This window comes from Polaribacter sargassicola (assembly GCF_021991835.1).
Classification (GTDB): Bacteria; Bacteroidota; Bacteroidia; order Flavobacteriales; family Flavobacteriaceae; genus Polaribacter; species Polaribacter sargassicola.
Genome location: NZ_JAHDAU010000002.1, coordinates 151,458 through 172,335 on the forward strand (window position 1 = coordinate 151,458; position 20,878 = coordinate 172,335).

General features: G+C 29.1%; 14 protein-coding genes. 13 read left to right on the forward strand and 1 reads right to left on the reverse strand.

Annotated elements, in window-relative coordinates; translation table 11 throughout:
- Window positions 1–91: 91 nt before the first annotated feature.
- The 5 genes from uvrA (at window position 92) to KI686_RS04055 (ending at window position 11,828) form a co-directional block, all read left to right on the forward strand.
- Window positions 92–2,914 (forward strand): excinuclease ABC subunit UvrA, encoded by a 2,823-nt coding sequence (uvrA, locus tag KI686_RS04035; RefSeq protein WP_237587984.1) that lies wholly within the window; start codon window positions 92–94, stop codon window positions 2,912–2,914.
- Between the two features lie 55 nt (window positions 2,915–2,969).
- Window positions 2,970–3,677 carry an LOG family protein gene (locus KI686_RS04040; RefSeq protein WP_237588327.1) on the forward strand — a complete coding sequence of 236 codons (708 nt, stop codon included), beginning with the start codon at window positions 2,970–2,972 and terminating at the stop codon, window positions 3,675–3,677.
- 114 nt (window positions 3,678–3,791) lie between these two features.
- The gene (locus tag KI686_RS04045) at window positions 3,792–6,602 is read left to right on the forward strand and encodes a gluzincin family metallopeptidase (RefSeq protein WP_237587985.1); all 2,811 of its coding nucleotides are present in this window, start codon (window positions 3,792–3,794) and stop codon (window positions 6,600–6,602) included.
- A gap of 222 nt (window positions 6,603–6,824) precedes the next feature.
- Window positions 6,825–9,278, forward strand: coding sequence for an alpha-ketoacid dehydrogenase subunit alpha/beta (locus KI686_RS04050; RefSeq protein ID WP_237587986.1), 2,454 nt, complete (start codon window positions 6,825–6,827; stop codon window positions 9,276–9,278).
- Between the two features lie 126 nt (window positions 9,279–9,404).
- Entirely contained in the window at window positions 9,405–11,828 is a 2,424-nt protein-coding gene (locus KI686_RS04055; protein WP_237587987.1) for a zinc-dependent metalloprotease, read from the forward strand.
- Here KI686_RS04055 and KI686_RS04060 read toward each other — a convergent pair.
- On the reverse strand, window positions 11,818–13,104 hold the full coding sequence (locus tag KI686_RS04060; RefSeq protein WP_237587988.1) for a DUF2851 family protein: 1,287 nt from the start codon (window positions 13,102–13,104) through the stop codon (window positions 11,818–11,820). The genes KI686_RS04055 and KI686_RS04060 overlap by 11 nt on opposite strands.
- Window positions 13,105–13,202: 98 nt before the next feature.
- Between KI686_RS04060 and KI686_RS04065 the strand changes: the two genes are divergently transcribed.
- The 8 genes from KI686_RS04065 (at window position 13,203) to KI686_RS04100 (ending at window position 20,852) form a co-directional block, all read left to right on the forward strand.
- Window positions 13,203–13,835 (forward strand): NAD(P)H-dependent oxidoreductase, encoded by a 633-nt coding sequence (locus tag KI686_RS04065; protein WP_237587989.1) that lies wholly within the window; start codon window positions 13,203–13,205, stop codon window positions 13,833–13,835.
- Window positions 13,836–13,864: 29 nt separating this feature from the next.
- Entirely contained in the window at window positions 13,865–15,325 is a 1,461-nt protein-coding gene (locus KI686_RS04070; protein ID WP_237587990.1) for an aminoacyl-histidine dipeptidase, read from the forward strand.
- Window positions 15,326–15,509: 184 nt separating this feature from the next.
- Complete coding sequence (locus KI686_RS04075; RefSeq protein ID WP_237587991.1) at window positions 15,510–16,274, forward strand: ParA family protein; 765 nt, start codon at window positions 15,510–15,512, stop codon at window positions 16,272–16,274.
- A 1-nt stretch (window position 16,275) separates the two neighbouring features.
- A complete protein-coding gene (locus KI686_RS04080; protein ID WP_237587992.1) occupies window positions 16,276–17,166 on the forward strand; it encodes a ParB/RepB/Spo0J family partition protein in 891 nt (296 codons plus the stop codon).
- Window positions 17,167–17,760, forward strand: a complete 594-nt coding sequence (locus KI686_RS04085; protein ID WP_237587993.1) for a DUF5683 domain-containing protein — start codon at window positions 17,167–17,169, stop codon at window positions 17,758–17,760.
- Window positions 17,761–18,462: a 4-hydroxy-tetrahydrodipicolinate reductase gene (dapB, locus tag KI686_RS04090; RefSeq protein ID WP_237587994.1), complete on the forward strand. Its 702-nt coding sequence runs from the start codon at window positions 17,761–17,763 to the stop codon at window positions 18,460–18,462.
- A gap of 77 nt (window positions 18,463–18,539) precedes the next feature.
- Entirely contained in the window at window positions 18,540–20,243 is a 1,704-nt protein-coding gene (lepB, locus tag KI686_RS04095) for a signal peptidase I (RefSeq protein WP_237587995.1), read from the forward strand.
- Between the two features lie 6 nt (window positions 20,244–20,249).
- Complete coding sequence (locus KI686_RS04100; protein WP_237587996.1) at window positions 20,250–20,852, forward strand: WbqC family protein; 603 nt, start codon at window positions 20,250–20,252, stop codon at window positions 20,850–20,852.
- Window positions 20,853–20,878 lie beyond the last annotated feature (26 nt).

Sequence of the window (20,878 nt, forward strand, 5' to 3'; positions counted from 1 at the left end):
TGCAATATACTATTTTATGATTTGATTACCATAGACCAATTAAATTAAAATTGGTTTCTTTAACTTTGCTTTTTTCTAAAAAACTCGGCATTTGAAAGATCAAGAATATATTGAGGTTTACGGAGCAAGGGCTCATAATTTAAAAAATATTGATGTAAAAATCCCTCGCGATAAACTAGTTGTAATTACTGGTTTAAGCGGTAGTGGAAAATCATCTTTAGCTTTTGATACTATTTATGCAGAAGGCCAAAGACGTTATATAGAAACTTTTTCTGCGTATGCAAGACAGTTTTTAGGAGGATTAGAAAGACCAGATGTTGATAAAATTGATGGTTTATCTCCTGTTATTTCAATAGAACAAAAAACAACCAACAAAAGTCCTCGTTCTACTGTTGGAACTATTACAGAAATTTATGATTTTTTAAGACTATTGTTTGCCAGAGCTGCAGATGCCTATTCTTATAATTCTGGCGAAAAAATGGTCAGTTATTCTGATGAACAAATAAAACAACTAATTTTAAAAGACTTTAATAATAAAAAAGTAGCTGTTTTAGCACCTTTAATTAAATCTAGAAAAGGTCATTATCGTGAGCTTTTTGAGCAAATTTCTAAACAAGGCTTTGTTAGAGTACGTGTTGATGGAGAAATTAGAGAAATAGAAAAAGGAATGCGTTTAGACAGATACAAAACGCACGATATTGAAGTAGTTATTGATCGATTAAAAATAAACGGTTCTATAGAAAAACGTTTAGAGGAAACTATTAAAACAGCCTTATATTCTGGTAATAATATAATGATGGTTATTGATATTGAAGATAACAATCCTCGTTATTTTAGTAGAGAGCTGATGTGCCCAACATCTGGCATTGCATACCCAAATCCAGAACCAAATACTTTTTCTTTTAACTCGCCAAAAGGTGCTTGTGATAAATGTAATGGTTTAGGTATTACAGATGAAATAAATCTTAAAAAGATAATTCCAGACAATTCTATTTCAATTAAAAACGGAGGAATATCACCTTTAGGTGAACAAAAAAATAGTTGGATATTTAAACAATTACAAAATATTGCAGAACGTTATCAATTTAAACTAACCGATGCAATAAAAGATATTCCTAAAGATGCATTAGATGTTATTTTAAATGGAGGTAACGAATCTTTTGAAATTAAATCTAAAGTAGCTGGAGTAACAAGAAATTACAAAATTGACTTTGAAGGAATTATTTCTTTCATAGAAAATCAATATAAAAATGCAGAAAGCACCTCTATAAAACGTTGGGCTAAAGATTTTATGGATGAAGTTTCTTGTCCTACTTGTAAAGGAAAACGATTAAAAAAAGAAGCACTTCATTTTAAAATTACTGATAAAAACATTAGCGATTTAGCGCAAATGGACGTTACTGAGTTAGCTAAATGGTTTCAAAATATTGAAGAAAAATTATCAGAAAAACAATTAACCATTGCATCAGAAATATTAAAAGAAATAAGAACTCGTATTCAGTTTTTATTAGACGTTGGTTTAGATTATTTAGCGCTAGACAGAACCTCTAAATCTCTTTCTGGAGGAGAAGCACAGAGAATTCGTTTAGCCACTCAAATAGGATCTCAATTAGTAGGTGTTCTTTATATTTTAGATGAACCAAGCATTGGTTTACATCAAAGAGACAACGAAAAATTAATAAACTCTTTGGTAAAACTTAGAGATATTGGTAATTCTGTTTTAGTTGTAGAACATGACAAAGATATGATGGAGCAAGCTGATTTTATTTTTGACATTGGTCCTGGAGCAGGAAGACATGGTGGAGAAATTGTTTCTTCTGGTACTTTTAAAGAAATTAAAAAGCACAAAACACTAACATCTGATTATTTAACCGGAAGAAAAGAAATTACTGTTCCTAAAAAACGAAGAGAAGGAAACGGTAATTTTATCAAACTAAAAGGCGCTACAGGTAATAATCTAAAAAATGTTTCTGTTGATTTTCCTTTAGGTAAAATGATTTGTGTTACCGGAGTTTCTGGTAGCGGAAAATCAACCTTAATAAACGAAACCTTATACCCTATTTTAAATGTACATATATATAGAGGTGTAAAAAAACCGATGCCTTATAAAAAAATTGAAGGTTTAGAGCATATTGACAAAGTTATAGATATTGATCAATCTCCTATTGGTAGAACTCCACGTTCTAATCCTGCAACTTATACAGGTACTTTTTCTGAAATTAGAAGTTTATTTGCAAAAACCCCAGAAGCTTTAATTAGAGGTTATAAACCAGGACGTTTTTCTTTTAATGTTAAAGGCGGTAGATGCGAAACTTGCCAAGGTGGCGGTGTAAAAGTGATTGAAATGAACTTTTTACCAGATGTGCAAGTAGAGTGCGAAACTTGCCAAGGAAAACGTTTTAACAGAGAAACTCTAGAAATACGTTATAAAGGAAAATCTATTTCTGATGTTTTAGATATGACAATTGAAGATGCAACAAGTTTCTTTGAAAACATACCTAAAATACACAGAAAATTAAAAACCATAAAAGATGTAGGTTTAGGCTACATAACACTTGGTCAGCAATCTACAACTCTTTCTGGTGGAGAAGCACAAAGGATAAAATTAGCATCTGAACTTTCTAAAAGAGACACTGGTAACACTTTTTACATTTTAGACGAGCCTACAACAGGGCTTCATTTTGAAGACATTAGAGTTTTAATGGAAGTTTTAAACAAACTTGCCAATAAAGGAAATACTGTTTTAATAATAGAACATAATTTAGATGTTATAAAGTTAGCAGATTATATTATTGATGTTGGTATGGAAGGCGGAAAAGAAGGTGGTAAAATACTTTGTACAGGAACACCCGAAGAAGTGGCAAAACATAAAACAAGTTATACTGCTAAGTTTTTGAAAAAAGAATTAATTTAGCAAGCATTTCTTTTTTTCAAAAAAAAAGAAAAATAACTTTAAAAAAACATAGATGATGACAACTGAGGATAGAAAAATTAAAGAAAAATTAAAAACAAAAACTTGGAATGAAATAAAAACTAACGACTCTTGGGCTATTTTTAAAATTATGGCAGAGTTTGTAGATGGTTACGAAAAATTAAGTAAAATAGGTCCGTGTGTATCTATTTTTGGCTCTGCTCGTACAAAACCAGATCATCCTTATTATAAATTAGCAGAAGAAGTTGCTTTTGAGCTAACACAACATGGTTATGGTGTTATTACTGGTGGAGGACCTGGTATTATGGAAGCTGGTAATAAAGGTGCACATAGAGGAAAAGGAACTTCTGTTGGTTTAAATATAGAACTACCTTTTGAGCAGCATGATAATCCGTGGATAGATCAAGGTAAAAGCTTAGACTTCGATTACTTTTTTGTTAGAAAAGTAATGTTTGTAAAATATTCGCAAGGTTTTGTTGTAATGCCTGGTGGTTTTGGCACAATGGATGAACTTTTTGAAGCTATCACATTAATCCAAACTAATAAAATAGGTCGTTTTCCAATTGTTTTAGTTGGTTCTAAATTTTGGGGAGGTTTACTAGATTGGATTAAAAACACTCTTTTAGAAGAAGGTAATATTAGCGAAAAAGACTTAAATTTATTTAGAGTTGTAGATACTGCACAAGAAGCTGTAGAACACTTAAACAACTTTTACGATAAATATCAATTAAAACCAAACTTCTAAAACAAAACTCTATTATATTTCTGTTTTTAAACACATTTGGTTAGCTTTACGGCTAACCAAATTTGTTATATTTAAGATTTACTTAAACAACATTAATATTTATATAAATTTATATTGAGAAAACGTAACTACATATTATTATTGTGCTTTTTAATTTCACAAATATTATTTTCTCAACAAAACGCTATCAAAATAAAATCTGAATTAGACGTTGTAAAAGACGAGTTAAAAATTCAGCAAGAAATTGTTTATTATAACACATCAGACTCTATCTTAAATAATATTTACCTTCATAATTGGGCAAATAGTTATAGAGATAGAAAAACTCCTTTATCAAAAAGATTTATCAAAAATTATAAAAAAGACCTCTACTTTGCTAAAGAAAAAGATTTAGGTTTTTCTAAAATAAAAAGTCTTTCTGTAAATTTTGAAAACACCGAATTTAACGAATTAAAAGATCATTCAGATATAATAAACATTGCTCTAAACCAACCTTTACTACCTAATTCTAGCATTACTATAAATATTACCTACATTGTTAAACCACCAAATGCTAGGTTTACCAATTACGGAAAAACAAAAACAGGTTATCATCTTAGAAACTGGTATTTAACACCTGCTATTTATCATAAAGAATGGCAATTAATGAGCAACTTAGATTTAGATGATCTTTATGAAAAAGGTACCGATTTTAATATAGAGATTGATGTGCCTAAAGATTATGTTGTAGAATCTAATCTTTATCAATATGAAAGAAAAGAAGAAAAGACCACCAATTATTTTTTAATAGGAAAAAACAAAACAGACATTATTTTAGGTATAAACAAAATACCGCAACTTAAAACTTTTGTTACAGATTTAGCTACCGTGCATACAGATGTTTTTTCTAAAGAGTTAGACATTAACTTAACTACAAACATATTAAACAGAGAACTCTTATTCTTAAAAAAATATTTGGGTAAATATCCTCATTTAGAAATATACATAGACAAAGCAACACAAAGAAAAAATCCTATTTATGGTTTAAATCAATTACCCTCTTTTTTGCGCCCTTTTTCTGATACTTTTAAATGGGATATTACTATGTTTAAAGCTTTAACTAGACGATATTTAGAAAATACCCTTTTGCTAAACAAAAGAAAAGATTATTGGTTATTAGATGGTATTCAAAACTATTTAATGATAGAATATATAGAAAAATATTATCCAGAAATTAAACTTTTAGGAAAAGTATCTGACTCTTGGTTTTTAAAAAAATTTAATATCTCTAAACTAGATTTTAATGATAAATACCCTTTTATTTATCAATTTACCGCTCGTAAATTTATAGACCAACCATTAAATACTCCTTCAGATTCTTTATCTAATTTTAATAGAAAAATAGTAAGTAAATACAAATCTGGGTTAGGTTTTACTTTCTTAAAAGGCTATATTGGAGACAGTACTTTAAACAAAACAATTAAAGAATTTTATCAAAAAAACTCTTTAAAAATCACTACTAGTAAAGAATTTAACAAGCTTTTATCTTCTAAAACAACTAAAAAAATAGATTGGTTTTTTGATGATTTTATAAAAACCAATAAAAAAATAGACCACACAATTAAAAACTTAAATGTAGAAAAAGATAGTATTTCTTTAGTAATAAAAAACAAAAGAAACATTACAACACCTGTAGCAATTTATGCATTAAAAGATAAGGATATAAAATTTAAGAAATGGATTTCTGATGTTGACAGCACTAAAAAAGTAAAATTTAAAAAAGGTGATTATGATACTTTTGTTTTAAATTACGAAAACCTATATCCAGAATTAAACACTTTAGATAATTGGAAAAAAATTAACAAAACAATATTTCACAAACCAATTAAATTTTCTTTTGTAAAAGACATTAGTAGCCCAGACTATAACCAAGTATTTTATCAACCAGATGTTGCTTATAATTTTTACAACGGATTAATTCTTGGTTTAAAACTACATAACAAACCATTAATAAAACGAAACTTTACTTTTAAAGTATCTCCTTATTATGCCACAAAAAGCAACTCTGCCATAGGGTCATTCTCTTTCTCTTACGATCATTTTTTTGAAGATTCTAAACTACAAAAAGTAACTTATGGTTTATCTGGTAGCACCTCTGATTATGCACCTAATTTATCTTACAAATCTCTAATTCCGTATGTAAATATGGTTTTTAAAAGAAAAACTTTAAGAGATGCTACTTCAGAATCTATTGTTGCAAAATTATTACACATAGATAAAGAAATACCTTTAGGAGAAATAAGAGGTCCTCAAGACAATTATAGTGTTTTAAGTTTAAGCTACAATTACTCTAACCCAGATATTATAAAAGAATTTAGATATCGTATTAGTACAGAATTTGCCAAAAACTTTTCTAAAGCATCTATAGATCTTAGATTTAGATCTTTAACAACAACAGATACTCAATTAGATTTTAGGTTTTTTGCTGGCGCATTTCTTAGCAATAATACTAGAGGAGATTATTTTAGTTTTGGTTTAGATAGAAGTACAGATTATTTATTTCAACTTAGTTACTTGGGTAGATCAGAAAATTCTGGTTTTTTTAGTCAACAATTTATCATCTCAGAAGGTGGTTTTAAATCGATACTTCCTACCAGGTTTGCAAACCAGTTTATGTTTTCTAACAATTCTAGTATAGGTTTATGGAGATGGTTAGAGGTTTATAATGATGTTGCTTTCTTAAAAAACAAAAATCAACCTCTTTATTTTGCTTATGAAAACGGAGTTAGATTTAACTTTGTTCATGAAATTTTCGAAATTTACTTCCCTTTTTATTCCAACAACGGTTGGGAAATTTCTCAAGAAGCTTATCCTCAAAAAATACGATTCTCTTTAACTACAGACTTAAAAGCTATTTACAACTTTTTTAAACGTGGCTTTTTATAATTTTATTAAAATAATTTTAATTAGAACTACATAAAAATGCATTTAACACAAATAATTCATCTTAAATGTTGTTTAAACTAAAAATTTTATCAAAATTACATTATACTCAATAAAACAACTACAAACAACATAAATATTACGATATTGACAACGAATAAAACGTTTTTACTTTTCATTCAAAAACACTACCTTTGTTTGATACCTATTACACTGTAATAAATTATGACAAAAATTGCAACCAAACCAACTAGTAAAGAACTTTCATTTAATGATTTTAGAGAAGAAGTTTTAAAAGACTACAAAATTGCCAAAATAAGTAGAGAATGTAGCTTACTAGGCCGTAGAGAGGTTTTAACTGGTAAAGCTAAATTTGGAATTTTTGGTGATGGAAAAGAAGTTCCGCAATTAGCTATGGCAAAAGCCTTTAAACTAGGCGATTTTAGATCTGGATATTATAGAGATCAAACATTTATGATGGCTATTGGCGAGTTAACTGCTCAACAGTTTTTTGCTGGTTTATACGCACATACAGACATTAAAGAAGACCCAATGTCTGCAGGTAGACAAATGGGTGGCCATTTTTCTACACACAGTTTAAACGAAGATGGTACTTGGAAAAATTTAACCAAACAATACAACTCAAGTTCAGACATCTCTCCTACTGCTGCGCAAATGCCTCGTTTATTAGGTTTAGCACAAGCATCTAAAGTGTATAGAAATGAAAAAAGTGTACAACATAAAAACAATTTTTCTATAGACGGAAACGAAGTTGCTTGGGGTACAATTGGTAACGCAAGTACTAGTGAAGGCATCTTTTTTGAAACTATTAATGGAGCTGGTGTTTTACAAGTACCAATGGTTATTAGTGTTTGGGATGATGAATATGGTATTTCTGTACACGCAAAACACCAAACAACTAAAGAAAGTATTTCAGAAATCTTAAAAGGATTTCAAAGAGATGATGAAAATAATGGTTACGAAATATTTGTAGTTAATGGTTGGGATTACGTTCAACTAATAGACACTTATAACAAAGCTGCCAAAATAGCTAGCGAAGAACACGTACCAGTATTAATTCATGTAAAAGAACTTACTCAACCTCAAGGACATTCTACCTCTGGTTCGCATGAAAGATATAAAGACAAAGAAAGATTAAATTGGGAAAAAAACCACGACTGCATCTCTAAGATGAGAGAGTGGATTTTAAACTTCGAATTAGAAACTGAAACCGGAGAAGTTTTACGTTTTGTAGACTCTGAAGAAGAAATTATATTAATAGAAAAAAGCGCAAAAAAAGAAGTTACTATCGCAAAAAGAAATGCATGGAACTCTTATATAAACGAAATTAAATCTCAAGTTTTAGTTGCTAGTGATTTATTAGACAAAGTTATTAATAAAAGTAAAAACGGTGCTTTTATTACAAAATACAAAAACAACCTAACCTCTATTACAGATCCTAGTAGAAAAGATGTTTTATCTGCAGTTAGAAAATCATTAAGATACTTACAAAATGAAGATTTTGCAGAAAAAATTTTACTACAAAATTTTATTAAAGATAGTTTAATAGACGCTCAAGAAAAATACTCTTCTTACTTACATAGTCAATCAGATTTTTCTGCTTTAAATGTTCCTACTAAGAAACCAATTTATGCAGATAACAAAAACTTGGTAGATGCAAGAATTATTATGAGGGATAATTTTGATGCAATATTAAATAAATATCCAGAAGTATTAATTTTTGGTGAAGATGCGGGTTTTATTGGTGATGTAAATCAAGGATTAGAAGGTCTTCAAGAAAAATATGGAGACATTAGAGTTTCTGATACTGGTATTAGAGAAGCTACAATTATAGGCCAAGGTATTGGACTTGCTATGCGAGGTTTAAGACCAATTGCAGAAATTCAATACATAGATTATTTGTTGTATGCATTACAAATTATGAGTGATGATTTAGCAACGCTACACTATAGAACGTTTGGTAAACAAAAAGCTCCTTTAATCATAAGAACAAGAGGTCATAGATTAGAAGGTATTTGGCATGCTGGCTCTCCAATGGCGGGTATTATAAACAATGTTAGAGGTATGCACGTATTGGTTCCTAGAAATATGACCAAAGCTGCTGGATTTTACAATACTTTACTAGAAGGAGATGAACCTGCTTTAGTTATAGAATGTTTAAACGGCTATAGATTAAAAGAAGAATTACCTATTAATCTTGGTGAGTTTAAGACAATGATTGGTGTTGTAGAAACAATTAAAGAAGGTACAGATTTAACAGTTATTTCTTACGGATCTACTTTAAGAATTGTAGAAGAAGTTGCTAAAGAACTACAACAATCAGATATAGATATCGAAGTTATAGATGCACAAAGTTTACTTCCTTTTGATTTAAACCATGATTGTGTAAAAAGTTTAGCCAAAACCAATAAACTACTAATTGTAGATGAAGATTTACCAGGAGGAGCTTCTGCTTATATTTTGCAAGAAATATTAGAAAAGCAAAACGGATATCAGTTTTTAGACAGTAAGCCTGCCACTCTAACAGCCAAAGCACACAGAACTGCATATGGAACAGATGGAGATTATTTTTCTAAACCATCGGCAGAAGATATTTTTGAAAAAATTTACGAAATTATGAATGAAGTAAATCCACAAAAATACCCTAGTTTGTATTAATTGATTTTCTTCTAAAATTATAAGCCCAAAAACATATTGTTTTTGGGCTTTTTTTTAACAATTTTATAAGAATCTATGGGTATTGATTTTAATAATTTAGTAGCTAATCCAAATTCAAACTAAACAATGAAAAAAACACTACTCTTTTCATTGATTTTACTTCTTTCAATAACTTCTAATATAGAAGCACAAAGAAAAAAATCAAAAAACAAAAAAGAAGAAACCACCGAACAACCCAAAAAAGAAACAACACCTAAATACTCTGATTTTGTTACAAAAAACACAAAAACAGACGACGGTTTATTTAAAATACATTTTAACAAAGACAAATATATTTACGAAATCCCTAAATCTTATCTAGGCAAAGAAATGTTACTTGTAACTAGATTAAAAGACATACCTTCTGGTTTAGGTGGCGGATATGTAAATGCAGGTACAAAAATAAACACACAAGTTGTTGTTTGGGAAAAATATAAGAATAAAATTTTACTAAAAGTAAAATCTTACAATGCTGTTGCAGAAGACTCTTTACCTATTTTTAAATCTGTAAAAGCTAATAATTTAGAGCCAATTATTCACTCTTTTGATATTAAAACAGAAAATACAAATGCTACTAGTGTGTTAATTGATGTTACTAAATTTTTCTCTTCAGACATTAAAGCTATTTCTGGCTTATCATCAAGATTTAGAAGAACATACAAAGTTAAAAGATTAGATGCTGATAGAAGTTTTATTAGCAGTGTTAAAAGTTATCCTAAAAACATAGAAGTAGTTCAAAACTTTACTTTTGATGCAGATGCTCCTCCTAGTAATACAAGTACTAATACAATTACAATGAGAGTAAATCAATCTATGATTTTACTACCAGAAAACCCAATGATGCCAAGAATTTCTGATAAAAGAGTTGGTTATTTTTCTATAGGAAATATAGATTATAGTTCTGAAGCCTTAAAAGCTGATGAAAAGAAATACATAAAAAGATGGAGGTTAGAGCCTAAAGATATAGAAGCTTATAAAAGAGGTGAATTGGTAGAACCAATTAAACCAATTGTGTATTATTTAGATCCTGGTACTCCAGAAAAATTAAGAAAGTATATAAAACAAGGTGTTGATGATTGGGCAAAAGTTTTTGAAACTGCAGGTTTTAAAAATGCTATTATGGCAAAAATGCCTCCAACTAAAGAAGAAGATCCAGAGTTTAGTATGGAAGATGCTCGTTATTCTTCTATTAGATACGTAGCAAGCACAACCAGAAATGCTACCGGACCAAGTGTTTCTGACCCTAGAACTGGAGAAATTATAGAAAGTGATATTATTTGGTATCACAACCACTTGCGTTCTTATAGAAATAGATATTTATTAGAAACTGGTGCTGCAAATCCTTCTGCAAGAACTTTAGATACACCTGCAGAAGACATCGGAGAAATGATGAGAATGGTAATTTCTCATGAAGTTGGGCATGCCTTAGGTTTGCCTCATAATATGGCTGCAAGTTATGCATATCCTGTAGATTCTTTACGTTCTGGTAGTTTTACTCAGAAAAACGGAATAGCAGCAACCATTATGGATTATGCTCGTTATAATTACGTTGCACAACCAGGTGATAAAGGTGTTAGATTTGTAAGACAACTAGGGCCTTATGATCATTATGCAATTAACTGGGGATATCGTGTAATTACTGATGCCAACAAACCAGAAGACGAAGTAAAAACTTTAGACAAATGGATTGAAGACAAAGCAAACGACCCAATTTATAGATTTGGTGGACAACGTTTTGACCCTTCTGCACAAACCGAAGGAATAGGAAACGACCAAGTAAAAGCAAGTACTTATGGTGTAAAAAACTTAAAAATTGTTGCTAAGAATCTTCCAAATTGGACTTCTGATCAAACAAACAACTATGATGATTTAAATGAATTATATGGCGAGTTATTAAGCGTTTGGGGTAGATATGCAGGTCATGTTGCAGGTAATATTGGTGGTGTTTACGAGTTTAATAAAAAACCTTCTCAAACTGGTGATGTATATGTTCCTGTTTCTAAATCTAAACAAAAAGAATCTATGGCTTGGTTGCAAGCAAATGTTTTTAAAACTCAAGATTGGTTATTAGATAAAAACATTTTAAACAAAATTGATGAAACTGGTTACACCAATAAACTAGGTAACTATCAAAATAGATTTTTAAGTACTCTATTAAACTACAGAACTTTAGATAGAATGATAGAAGCAGAAGTAATTTCAGATAAATTTTATGCTGCATCAGACATGATTAAAGATCTTAGAAAAGGCATATTTTCTGAAACTAACGTTACTAAAAATGTAGACTTACAAAGAAGAAATCTTCAGAAATCTTTTATTGAAAAAATGGGCAATTTACTAAATGATGAAGACTCTAAAAATAATGACATTTCTTCTATAGCAAGAGGTGAATTAGAGGTTTTAAAATACCAAGTAAATACAGCTAGTAAAAGAGCTGTAAATACAATTACAAAATACCATTATAAAGATTGTTATGCTAAAATTGATAAAATCTTAAATTCTAAGAAATAACAATATTTCTATTTAACAACTTAACACCTATTGCGCATTGTAAACAACGTTTCTTTGCGCAATAGTTATTTTTAAGCTCTAATAAAGCTTGAGATTCATAAGCATTTTTAGAAGTAATTTTAAGCTCATCAAATTTAGAAATAATAGTATTTTTTTCTGATTTTATTTTTTTAATAACTTCTAAAAAATCATTCTGCTCTACTTCTGTTCTATTTTTATGATATAAAAACTTTAAAGGAATAATTGTATTTATCAACAATAAATCTATAAACGATTTTGTTAATTTTTTTGATGATTTTTTAGACACTTTTTCAAAAGTATAATGTGTTTTCCAAAATAAATCTACATCAACATCAAACAAAAGATAAAACTCTTTTAATGTTTTAATTTGCATTATTTTAGAAAATAAATTTTGATTTAAATGATACAAAGCTATTAATTGAGCAATGCGTATTGTAGGAAAATTAGGAGGTCGCATTCTAAAAAAAGAAAACTGATTTTTAGAAATTGATTTTAAATTATATTTATGTTGCAAGTATTTATACTCGTTTTTTAATTGTTGATAATACTCTTCTTGTACATTATCATCTAAAAAACCTGCTTGCCCAAACATTAAAGATGCTAACTGTTCTTTATTAAACCTAACTTTTCTTAACACACTAAAATCAAAAGATTTGGCTAAACCTAAAAAAACTTCGCCATTTACTTTTAACCCAAAATTCTTTGCTAATAATTGAAATAATACAGCCTCAAAATCATTTTTATTCTCATCTAAAAGAAATTTCATTTCATTAGATTTTCGCTCTAAACGTTCAAAAAACAAACGCTCTTTCCAATTTTCTAAAACAAAACTATCTATAGAGTTGATTTCATTTTCGCAAGAAATCCAACGTTGTTTTGCATTTAGTAAATTTCTATAATTATTTAATGCATATTTTAAAACAATATCTTTTAACTCTAAAACAGGCAAAGGTTTTTCATTTTTCATAAAAACAGCTACATCATCTTCCCAAACAACATGCAAAATAACTGCATCGTAATTTTTATCTGTTTCATGATTGTGCACATACCAATCAGAAGATTTTAAATGAATTTCTACATTACCTGCCCAAATTTGATTATCTATTTTAAGTTGAGTATTTAAAAAATCTGGACCAGAATTATGATTATGAGTTCCCGTTTTAAGAACTATCAAGTCTTCTTTTTGGGTTGTCTGTAAACTACTAATAGAAAACAATTGGTATTGCCACACATAATGAAGAAAATCCTCATTCATAGTTTTTTCTTTTCAAGATACAAAAAATGTTTTTATAACTACTTTTTAATTTCTCTAATAACAAAACTCATCAAAATTAATACCTTATTTTTGCATTTATGAATATTATAGAAAGTCTAAAGTGGCGTTATGCTGTTAAAAAATTTGATTCAGAAAAAAAACTTTCAGAAACTCAAATAAACACACTTAAAGAAGCCTTTAACTTAACAGCAACTTCTTATGGTTTACAACCTATAAAACTAGTTATTGTAGAAAATAAAGAAATTAAAAAAGAGTTAGTTACACATTCTTTTAATCAATCTCAAATAATTGACGCATCACATGTTTTGGTAATTTGTGTACCTAAAAACTACACAATTACAGAAATAGATAACTATTTTTCTTTGGTAAAAAAACTTAGAAATACTTCTGATGAAATTATCAACCCTTATAAAGAATTTTTACTTGCTGATATTAAAAACAAAACACAAGAAGAATTATTTATTTGGAACAAGAATCAAGCCTATATTGCCTTAGGAAATTTAATGACAGTTTGTGCCGTAGAAAAAATTGATGCTTGCCCAATGGAAGGATTTATCCCACAAAAATACGATGAAATTTTAGAGCTTAACAAACACAATCTAAAATCTGTTTTAGTATTACCAGTAGGTTATAGAGCAGGCGATTGTTACATGAAAGATTTATCAAAAGTTAGAAAAGATACACAAGAAATTACAATAGAAATAAAGTAAATTTATAGTCTAAAAATTATTTAATAGAAATGAGTGAAGCAGTAAGAAATTTAGAACCAAAAATTGTTTGGAATCACTTTGCAGATTTAAATGCAGTTCCGCGTCCTTCTAAAAAAGAAGAACGTGTAATTAAATTTATAGTAGATTTTGGTAAAAAATTAAACCTAAAAACATTTGTTGATAAAGTAGGTAATGTAATTATTACAAAACCTGCAACAACAGGATTTGAAGACAGAAAAACGGTTATTTTACAAAGCCATTTAGACATGGTTCATCAAAAAAACACAGCAACTGTTTTCGATTTTGATAAAGAAGGTATTAAAATGTTGGTTGATGGTGATTGGGTTACTGCAGACGGTACTACTTTAGGTGCAGATAATGGTTTAGGAGTTGCTGCAATTATGTCTGTTTTATCTTCTACAGATATACAACATCCAAATATTGAAGCATTGTTTACCATTGATGAAGAAACTGGTATGACGGGGGCAAAAGGTTTAGAAGGTGGTCTTTTAAAAGGAGATATTCTTCTAAATTTAGATACAGAAGAAGATGATGAAATAGGAATAGGTTGTGCTGGTGGAATTGATGTTACAGCAACTAGAAGTTATGTTGAAGAAGAAACACCAGAAAATACAACTGCTTTTTCTATTACTGTAAAAGGATTAAATGGTGGCCACTCTGGAATGGATATTATTAAAGGTTTAGGAAACGCAAATAAAATTATGAATCGTCTGTTATTTGATGGTTTTACAAATTTTGGTTTACGAATTTCTGAAATTAACGGAGGTAGCTTACGTAATGCGATTCCTAGAGAAAGCTTTGCAATAGTAACTGTAGATAACATTTCTAAAGAAGCTTTTATTTTAGAAACAGAAATACTTATCAACAATATAAAACAAGAGTTTTTAACATTAGAACCTAATTTAATTATTGAAATTAAAGAAACCGAAAATCCTGATAAAATAATGGAATTAGGTGTGCAGGAAGGTTTTGTAAAATCTATATATGCCGCTCATAACGGTGTTTATAGAATGACACCAGATATTGAAGGCTTAGTAGAAACCTCTAACAACATTGCCAAAGTAATTGTAAAAGAAGGTACCATTAAAATAGGATGTTTAACACGCTCTTCTTCTGAAAGCAGTAAACTAGATTTAGCAAATTCTTTAAAATCTGCGTTTGAATTATCTGGTTTCGAGGTAAACCTTTCTGGTGATTACCCGGGTTGGCAACCAAATGTAAAATCAGAAATTTTAGATATTGTTACTAATTTATATGAAGAACTACATAATGAAAAACCACATGTTGCTGCATGTCATGCAGGTTTAGAATGTGGTCTTTTAGGACAAAATTATCCGAAAGTAGATATGGTTTCTTTTGGGCCAACTATTAGAGGCGCTCACTCTCCAGATGAAAGAGCAGGAATAAAATCGACACAAAAATTTTGGAATTTTTTAACTCAAATTTTAAAAAACACTCCAAAAAAATAAAATTTACAACTTATTTAAAACCGAAGTATCTACTTCGGTTTTTTTTTATTTATTTTTGTTTTAACGTTTTTAACATATATTACTAACTATCAGTGTTTTAAAAAATTACGTTTTTGTTAACATCTTTCACTTTTTAAAGACAGAAAAAAATGTAATTTTACTTTTTATAAAGACAACTCTTATTATGGGTAAAATAATTGCAATAGCAAATCAAAAAGGTGGCGTAGGTAAAACAACTACAAGTATTAATTTAGCCGCTTCTTTAGGTGTTTTAGAAAAAAAAGTTCTATTAATAGATGCAGATCCACAAGCAAATGCTTCTTCTGGATTGGGCTTAGATGTAGAAACTATTGAACAAGGTACATACCAAGTTTTAGAACATTCTATTTCTGCAAAAGATGCTATCGTAAAAACAGAATCTCCTAACGTAGATATCATTCCTGCTCATATAGATTTAGTTGCTATTGAAATAGAATTGGTAGATAAACAGAACAGAGAGTACATGTTACAGAAAGCTTTGGTAGATTTAAAAAGCGATTATGATTACATTTTAATTGATTGTGCTCCTTCTTTAGGTTTAATTACTTTAAACTCTTTAGTAGCAGCAGACTCTGTTATTATTCCTATTCAATGCGAATATTTTGCATTAGAAGGATTAGGAAAATTATTAAACACTATAAAAAGTGTACAAAACATACATAATTCAGATTTAGATATCGAAGGTTTACTTTTAACAATGTTTGATTCTAGGTTAAGACTATCTAACCAAGTTGTTGAAGAAGTTAGAAAACATTTTTCTAGTATGGTTTTTGATACTATTATTAGAAGAAATACACGTTTAGGTGAAGCACCAAGTTATGGTGAAAGTATTATTGCATACGATGCAACAAGTAAAGGTGCTGTAAATTACTTAAATTTGGCCCAAGAATTATTAAAAAAGAATTCGTAGAATGGCAAAAGCAACCAAGAAACAAGCTTTAGGAAGAGGATTATCGGCCTTATTACAAGAAACTTCTAATAATATTAATTCTGCATCAGACAAAAATGCAGATAAAGTTGTTGGTAATATTATAGAAATAGAATTAGAGTTAATAGAAGTTAACCCGTACCAACCAAGAACTTATTTTGATGAAGAAGCTTTAAGAGAATTAGCTGGTTCTATTAGAGAGTTAGGTGTAATACAACCTATTACTGTTAGAAAATTAGAAGGCAATAAATTTCAATTAGTTTCTGGAGAACGCCGTTTTAGAGCTTCTAAATTAATAGGTAGCAAAACGATACCTGCGTATATAAGACTTGCTAACGACCAAGAAATGCTAGAAATGGCATTGGTAGAAAATATACAACGTAAAAATTTAGACCCTATAGAAGTAGCTCTTTCTTACCAACGTTTAATTGATGAAATTCAATTAACGCAAGAAGAGTTAAGTATTAGAGTAGGTAAAAAAAGATCTACGGTTACTAATTACTTACGTTTATTAAAATTAGATCCTATTTTACAAACAGGTATGCGAGATGGGTTTATTTCTATGGGACATGGTAGAGCTATGATTAATGTAGAAAACACAGAAGATCAATTAGCTATCTATGAAAAAATTTTACGAGATAAATTATCTGTAAGACAAACAGAAGATTTAGTTAAAAGTTTAAAATCTGGTAAAGTAACTAAGCAACCAAAAAAGAAATTAGTTCCTACTTATGTTAAAAGCAGCATAAAAGAAATTAGCGAATACTTAGGACAAAAGATAGACGTTACTGTAGGTACTAATGGTAAAGGAAAAATATCTATTCCTTTTCATTCCGAAGAAGATTTCAATAGAATTAAAAACTTATTAAAATAAGTGTTTATAAAAAAATATATATACATTTTATATTTAACGTTTTTAACTACAGCCATTTTTAGTCAAAAAGATACTGTTAACGTAGAAAATATAAAAATTAAAAGCATTCTTAATGTAGAAAAAGGGGGTGTTTATGATGCTTTAGCTCCGTCTAAGGCAGCTTTTTATTCTGCTATATTTCCTGGAATGGGACAAGTTTATAATAAAAAATACTGGAAAGCTCCTATTGTTTGGGGTGCTATGGGTACAAGTATTTATTACTACTTAGAAAACAATAACGAATATAAAAGATATAGAACAGCATATAAATTAAGAAAAAATAATCTTCAAGATGAGTTTACTTTAGATGATGGAACCGAAATAATTTCATTAACTACTCTAGAAACGGCTCAAGATCAATTAAAAGAAAATAGAGATTTATCTCTCTTAACTACTGTTGTTTTATACGTTTTACAAATTGTAGAAGCTAGTGTTAACGCACACTTAATACAATTTAACACAGACGATAATTTAACTTTTAAACCTACTTTTGTAAACGACCCTTTAGAGTTTGATGCACCAAAAGTAGGACTAATACTTAAATATAGTTTTTAAATGAAAATTGCACTATTAGGTTATGGAAGAATGGGTAAAGAAATTGAAAAAATTGCTTTATCGCGTGGACACGAAATAGTTATTAAAAAAGATGTTGATACAGAAATAGACATAAATCTAGCAGATGTTGCTATTGATTTTAGTGTTCCTACATCTGCATATGATAATATTACCAACTGTATAAATAATAATGTACCAGTAATTTCTGGTACAACCGGTTGGTTAGATAAATATGAAGATGCTGTAGCTCTTTGTAAAGAAAAAGACGGCGCGTTTATATATGCTTCTAATTTTAGTTTAGGAGTTAATATTTTCTTTGAACTTAATAAACAGTTAGCTAAAATGATGAGTTCTTTAGAAGATTATAATATCTCTATGGAAGAGATTCATCATACAAAAAAATTAGATGCACCAAGTGGTACTGCAATTACATTGGCAGAAGGTATTATAGAAAATACTACCAAAAATGATTGGGAATTAGGTGATAAAGCATCCGAAGAAAATATTCCTATTGTAGCAAAAAGAATTCCAGAAGTTCCTGGTACACACACGGTTTGGTACGATTCTGAAGTTGATTCAATAGAAATTAAGCACACAGCACACAGTAGAAAAGGATTTGCTTTAGGTGCCGTTGTTGCTGCAGAATGGATCTTAGATAAAAAAGGTGTATTTTCTATGAAAGATGTGTTAAACATCCGTTAAATACAGTAACATTTAAACATTTTACTGTCTTATAAAAAACAAAATTCTTCTCTCTAGAGAAAATAAATAATACAATTATGACATTTACAGAATGGTTTATCTTCTTTTTGGTAATACAAGTAATTCACTTTTTAGGAACTTGGAAGCTTTACGTTAAAGCAGGTAGAAAAGCATGGGAAGCTGCAGTACCTGTTTACAACGGAATTATATTAATGCAAATAATAAATCGTCCTAAATGGTGGGTTATTTTATTATTTATTCCTGTTGTAAATCTGTTAATGTTTCCTGTAATTTGGATTGAAACAATTAGAACTTTTGGTTTTTATAAAAAACTAGACTCCTTTTTAGTAATTGTTACTTTAGGTTTATATATTTTTTACATTAATTATGCTACAGATGCAAAGTTTAATGAAGACAGAAGTTTAAAACCTCGTTCTGAACTTGGTGAATGGGTTAGCTCTATTACATTTGCTATAATTGCTGCCACTTTGGTACATACATATTTTATGCAACCATTTACAATACCAACTTCTTCTTTAGAAAAATCTTTACTAGTGGGAGATTACCTTTTTGTAAGTAAATTTCATTATGGCGCAAGAGTTCCATCAACAGTAATTGCAGCTCCAATGGTACATGATTCTTTACCTATAGTTGGTACGGCATCTTATTTAAAAAAGCCGCAATTACCTTACACTCGCCTACCTGGTTTACAAAAAATTAAAAATAATGATATTGTTTGTTTTAACTGGCCTGCCGATACTTTGGCAACTATGTGGGGAGATACTTCTGGTAAATTTACCTACAAACCGGTTGACAAAAAAACCAACTACGTAAAACGTTCTGTTGGTATTGCTGGAGATTCTATAGAAATGAAAAACGGGTATTTTTACATTAATGGTAAAAAGAACGAATTACCTTACAGAGCAAAACTTCAGTTTTATTATACTTTTGAGTGTAAACAACCTATAAATCAAACAACATTTCCTAAATTTTTGTTAGATAAGGAAAGAACAGGGGTTTATAAAATTTTATCAGAATATTGGAATAATGATAAAGTACAAGAGGCCATAAAACAAAATGGAAGTTTAACTAAAATTGGGCAAGATTCTTTATATACAGAAGTTGCTGGTAGTGTAAACCCTCAATTTGCTCAAAAGTTAAAAATGATTAATGTTGATAATAAAATCAATATTAACTTAACAGAAGATGAAGTAAGTAGATTAGAAAAATATCCTTTAACTGTTTCTGTTAAGAAAATTAATCACGCTCCTGATGAAGCTATTTTCCCTCATGTAAAGGAATTAGGTTGGAGTCAAGATAATTTTGGACCAATTTACATACCAGAAGCAGGTGCAACTGTAGAAATTAATACCAAAACATTACCTTTTTACGAGCAGATTATAAAAAATTATGAGAATAATGATTTGCAAGTTGTTGGCGAAAATATTTTTATCAACGGAAAAAAAGCAGATTCTTATACTTTTAAACAAGATTATTTTTATTTAATTGGAGATAATAGACATAATTCTTTAGATGCTCGTTACTGGGGTTATGTGCCATTTGATCATGTTTTAGGTAAACCTGTAATGATTTGGTTTAGTTGGGATGCTAATGCTGCTTCTTTGGGTGAAAAAATAAAATCAATCCGTTGGGACAGAATGTTTACAACTGTACATGGTGATGGAGAACCGGTTTCTTACAGATATTTTGTTTTTGCTTTAATAGCACTATATATTGTTTATAGTTTTTACAAAGGGAAGAAAAAATCTGCAAAAAAATAAGGAAGAATGTCTTTATTTATTCCAACTTATTTTGGGCCCATTTCTCAATATTCAGAAATTTTAAAATCAGAGAAAGTTGTTTTTGAAATGGAAGACAATTTCCAAAAACAGAGTTATAGAAACAGGTGTTATATCTATAACTCTAACGGAAAGCAACTATTAAACATACCTGTAATAGATAAAAACAAAGGAAATTCTCAACGAAAAAAAACCAAAAATTTATTGGTTGATAATGATTCTAATTGGCAAGATAACCATTTAAAATCTTTACAAACTGCGTATAGAACTTCTCCTTTTTATGAATTTTATGAAGATGATTTACTGTCTATTTTTACTAAAAATTATAAATTTCTGCAAGACGTAAATATAGATACTCATTTATTTATTACAGATGCTTTACAAATAAACCAAGAGTTTTCTAAAACAGAAGCATACAGTGTAAATACAACAGAAACTGATTTTAGAGAGTTAGCAAACGTAAAACATCAACCTAAAAAGGTTGTAGAAAAGTATATTCAAATGTTTGACGACAAACATGGCTTTATACCTAATTTATCTATTTTAGACCTTATATTTATGGAAGGGCCTAATGCAATTAGTTATTTGTAAATAATTTTATTAAATTTAGGTTTAAA

Excerpts from the sequence above, each read along its gene's own strand:
- KI686_RS04040 (WP_237588327.1), top strand. The coding sequence starts at position 2,970 with ATGACAACTGAGGATAGAAAAATTAAAGAAAAATTAAAAACAAAAACT.
- KI686_RS04050 (WP_237587986.1), top strand. The coding sequence starts at position 6,825 with ATGACAAAAATTGCAACCAAACCAACTAGTAAAGAACTTTCATTTAAT.
- KI686_RS04055 (WP_237587987.1), top strand. The coding sequence starts at position 9,405 with ATGAAAAAAACACTACTCTTTTCATTGATTTTACTTCTTTCAATAACT.
- KI686_RS04060 (WP_237587988.1), bottom strand. The coding sequence starts at position 13,104 with ATGAATGAGGATTTTCTTCATTATGTGTGGCAATACCAATTGTTTTCT.
- KI686_RS04065 (WP_237587989.1), top strand. The coding sequence starts at position 13,203 with ATGAATATTATAGAAAGTCTAAAGTGGCGTTATGCTGTTAAAAAATTT.
- KI686_RS04070 (WP_237587990.1), top strand. The coding sequence starts at position 13,865 with ATGAGTGAAGCAGTAAGAAATTTAGAACCAAAAATTGTTTGGAATCAC.
- KI686_RS04075 (WP_237587991.1), top strand. The coding sequence starts at position 15,510 with ATGGGTAAAATAATTGCAATAGCAAATCAAAAAGGTGGCGTAGGTAAA.
- KI686_RS04080 (WP_237587992.1), top strand. The coding sequence starts at position 16,276 with ATGGCAAAAGCAACCAAGAAACAAGCTTTAGGAAGAGGATTATCGGCC.
- dapB (WP_237587994.1), top strand. The coding sequence starts at position 17,761 with ATGAAAATTGCACTATTAGGTTATGGAAGAATGGGTAAAGAAATTGAA.
- lepB (WP_237587995.1), top strand. The coding sequence starts at position 18,540 with ATGACATTTACAGAATGGTTTATCTTCTTTTTGGTAATACAAGTAATT.
- KI686_RS04100 (WP_237587996.1), top strand. The coding sequence starts at position 20,250 with ATGTCTTTATTTATTCCAACTTATTTTGGGCCCATTTCTCAATATTCA.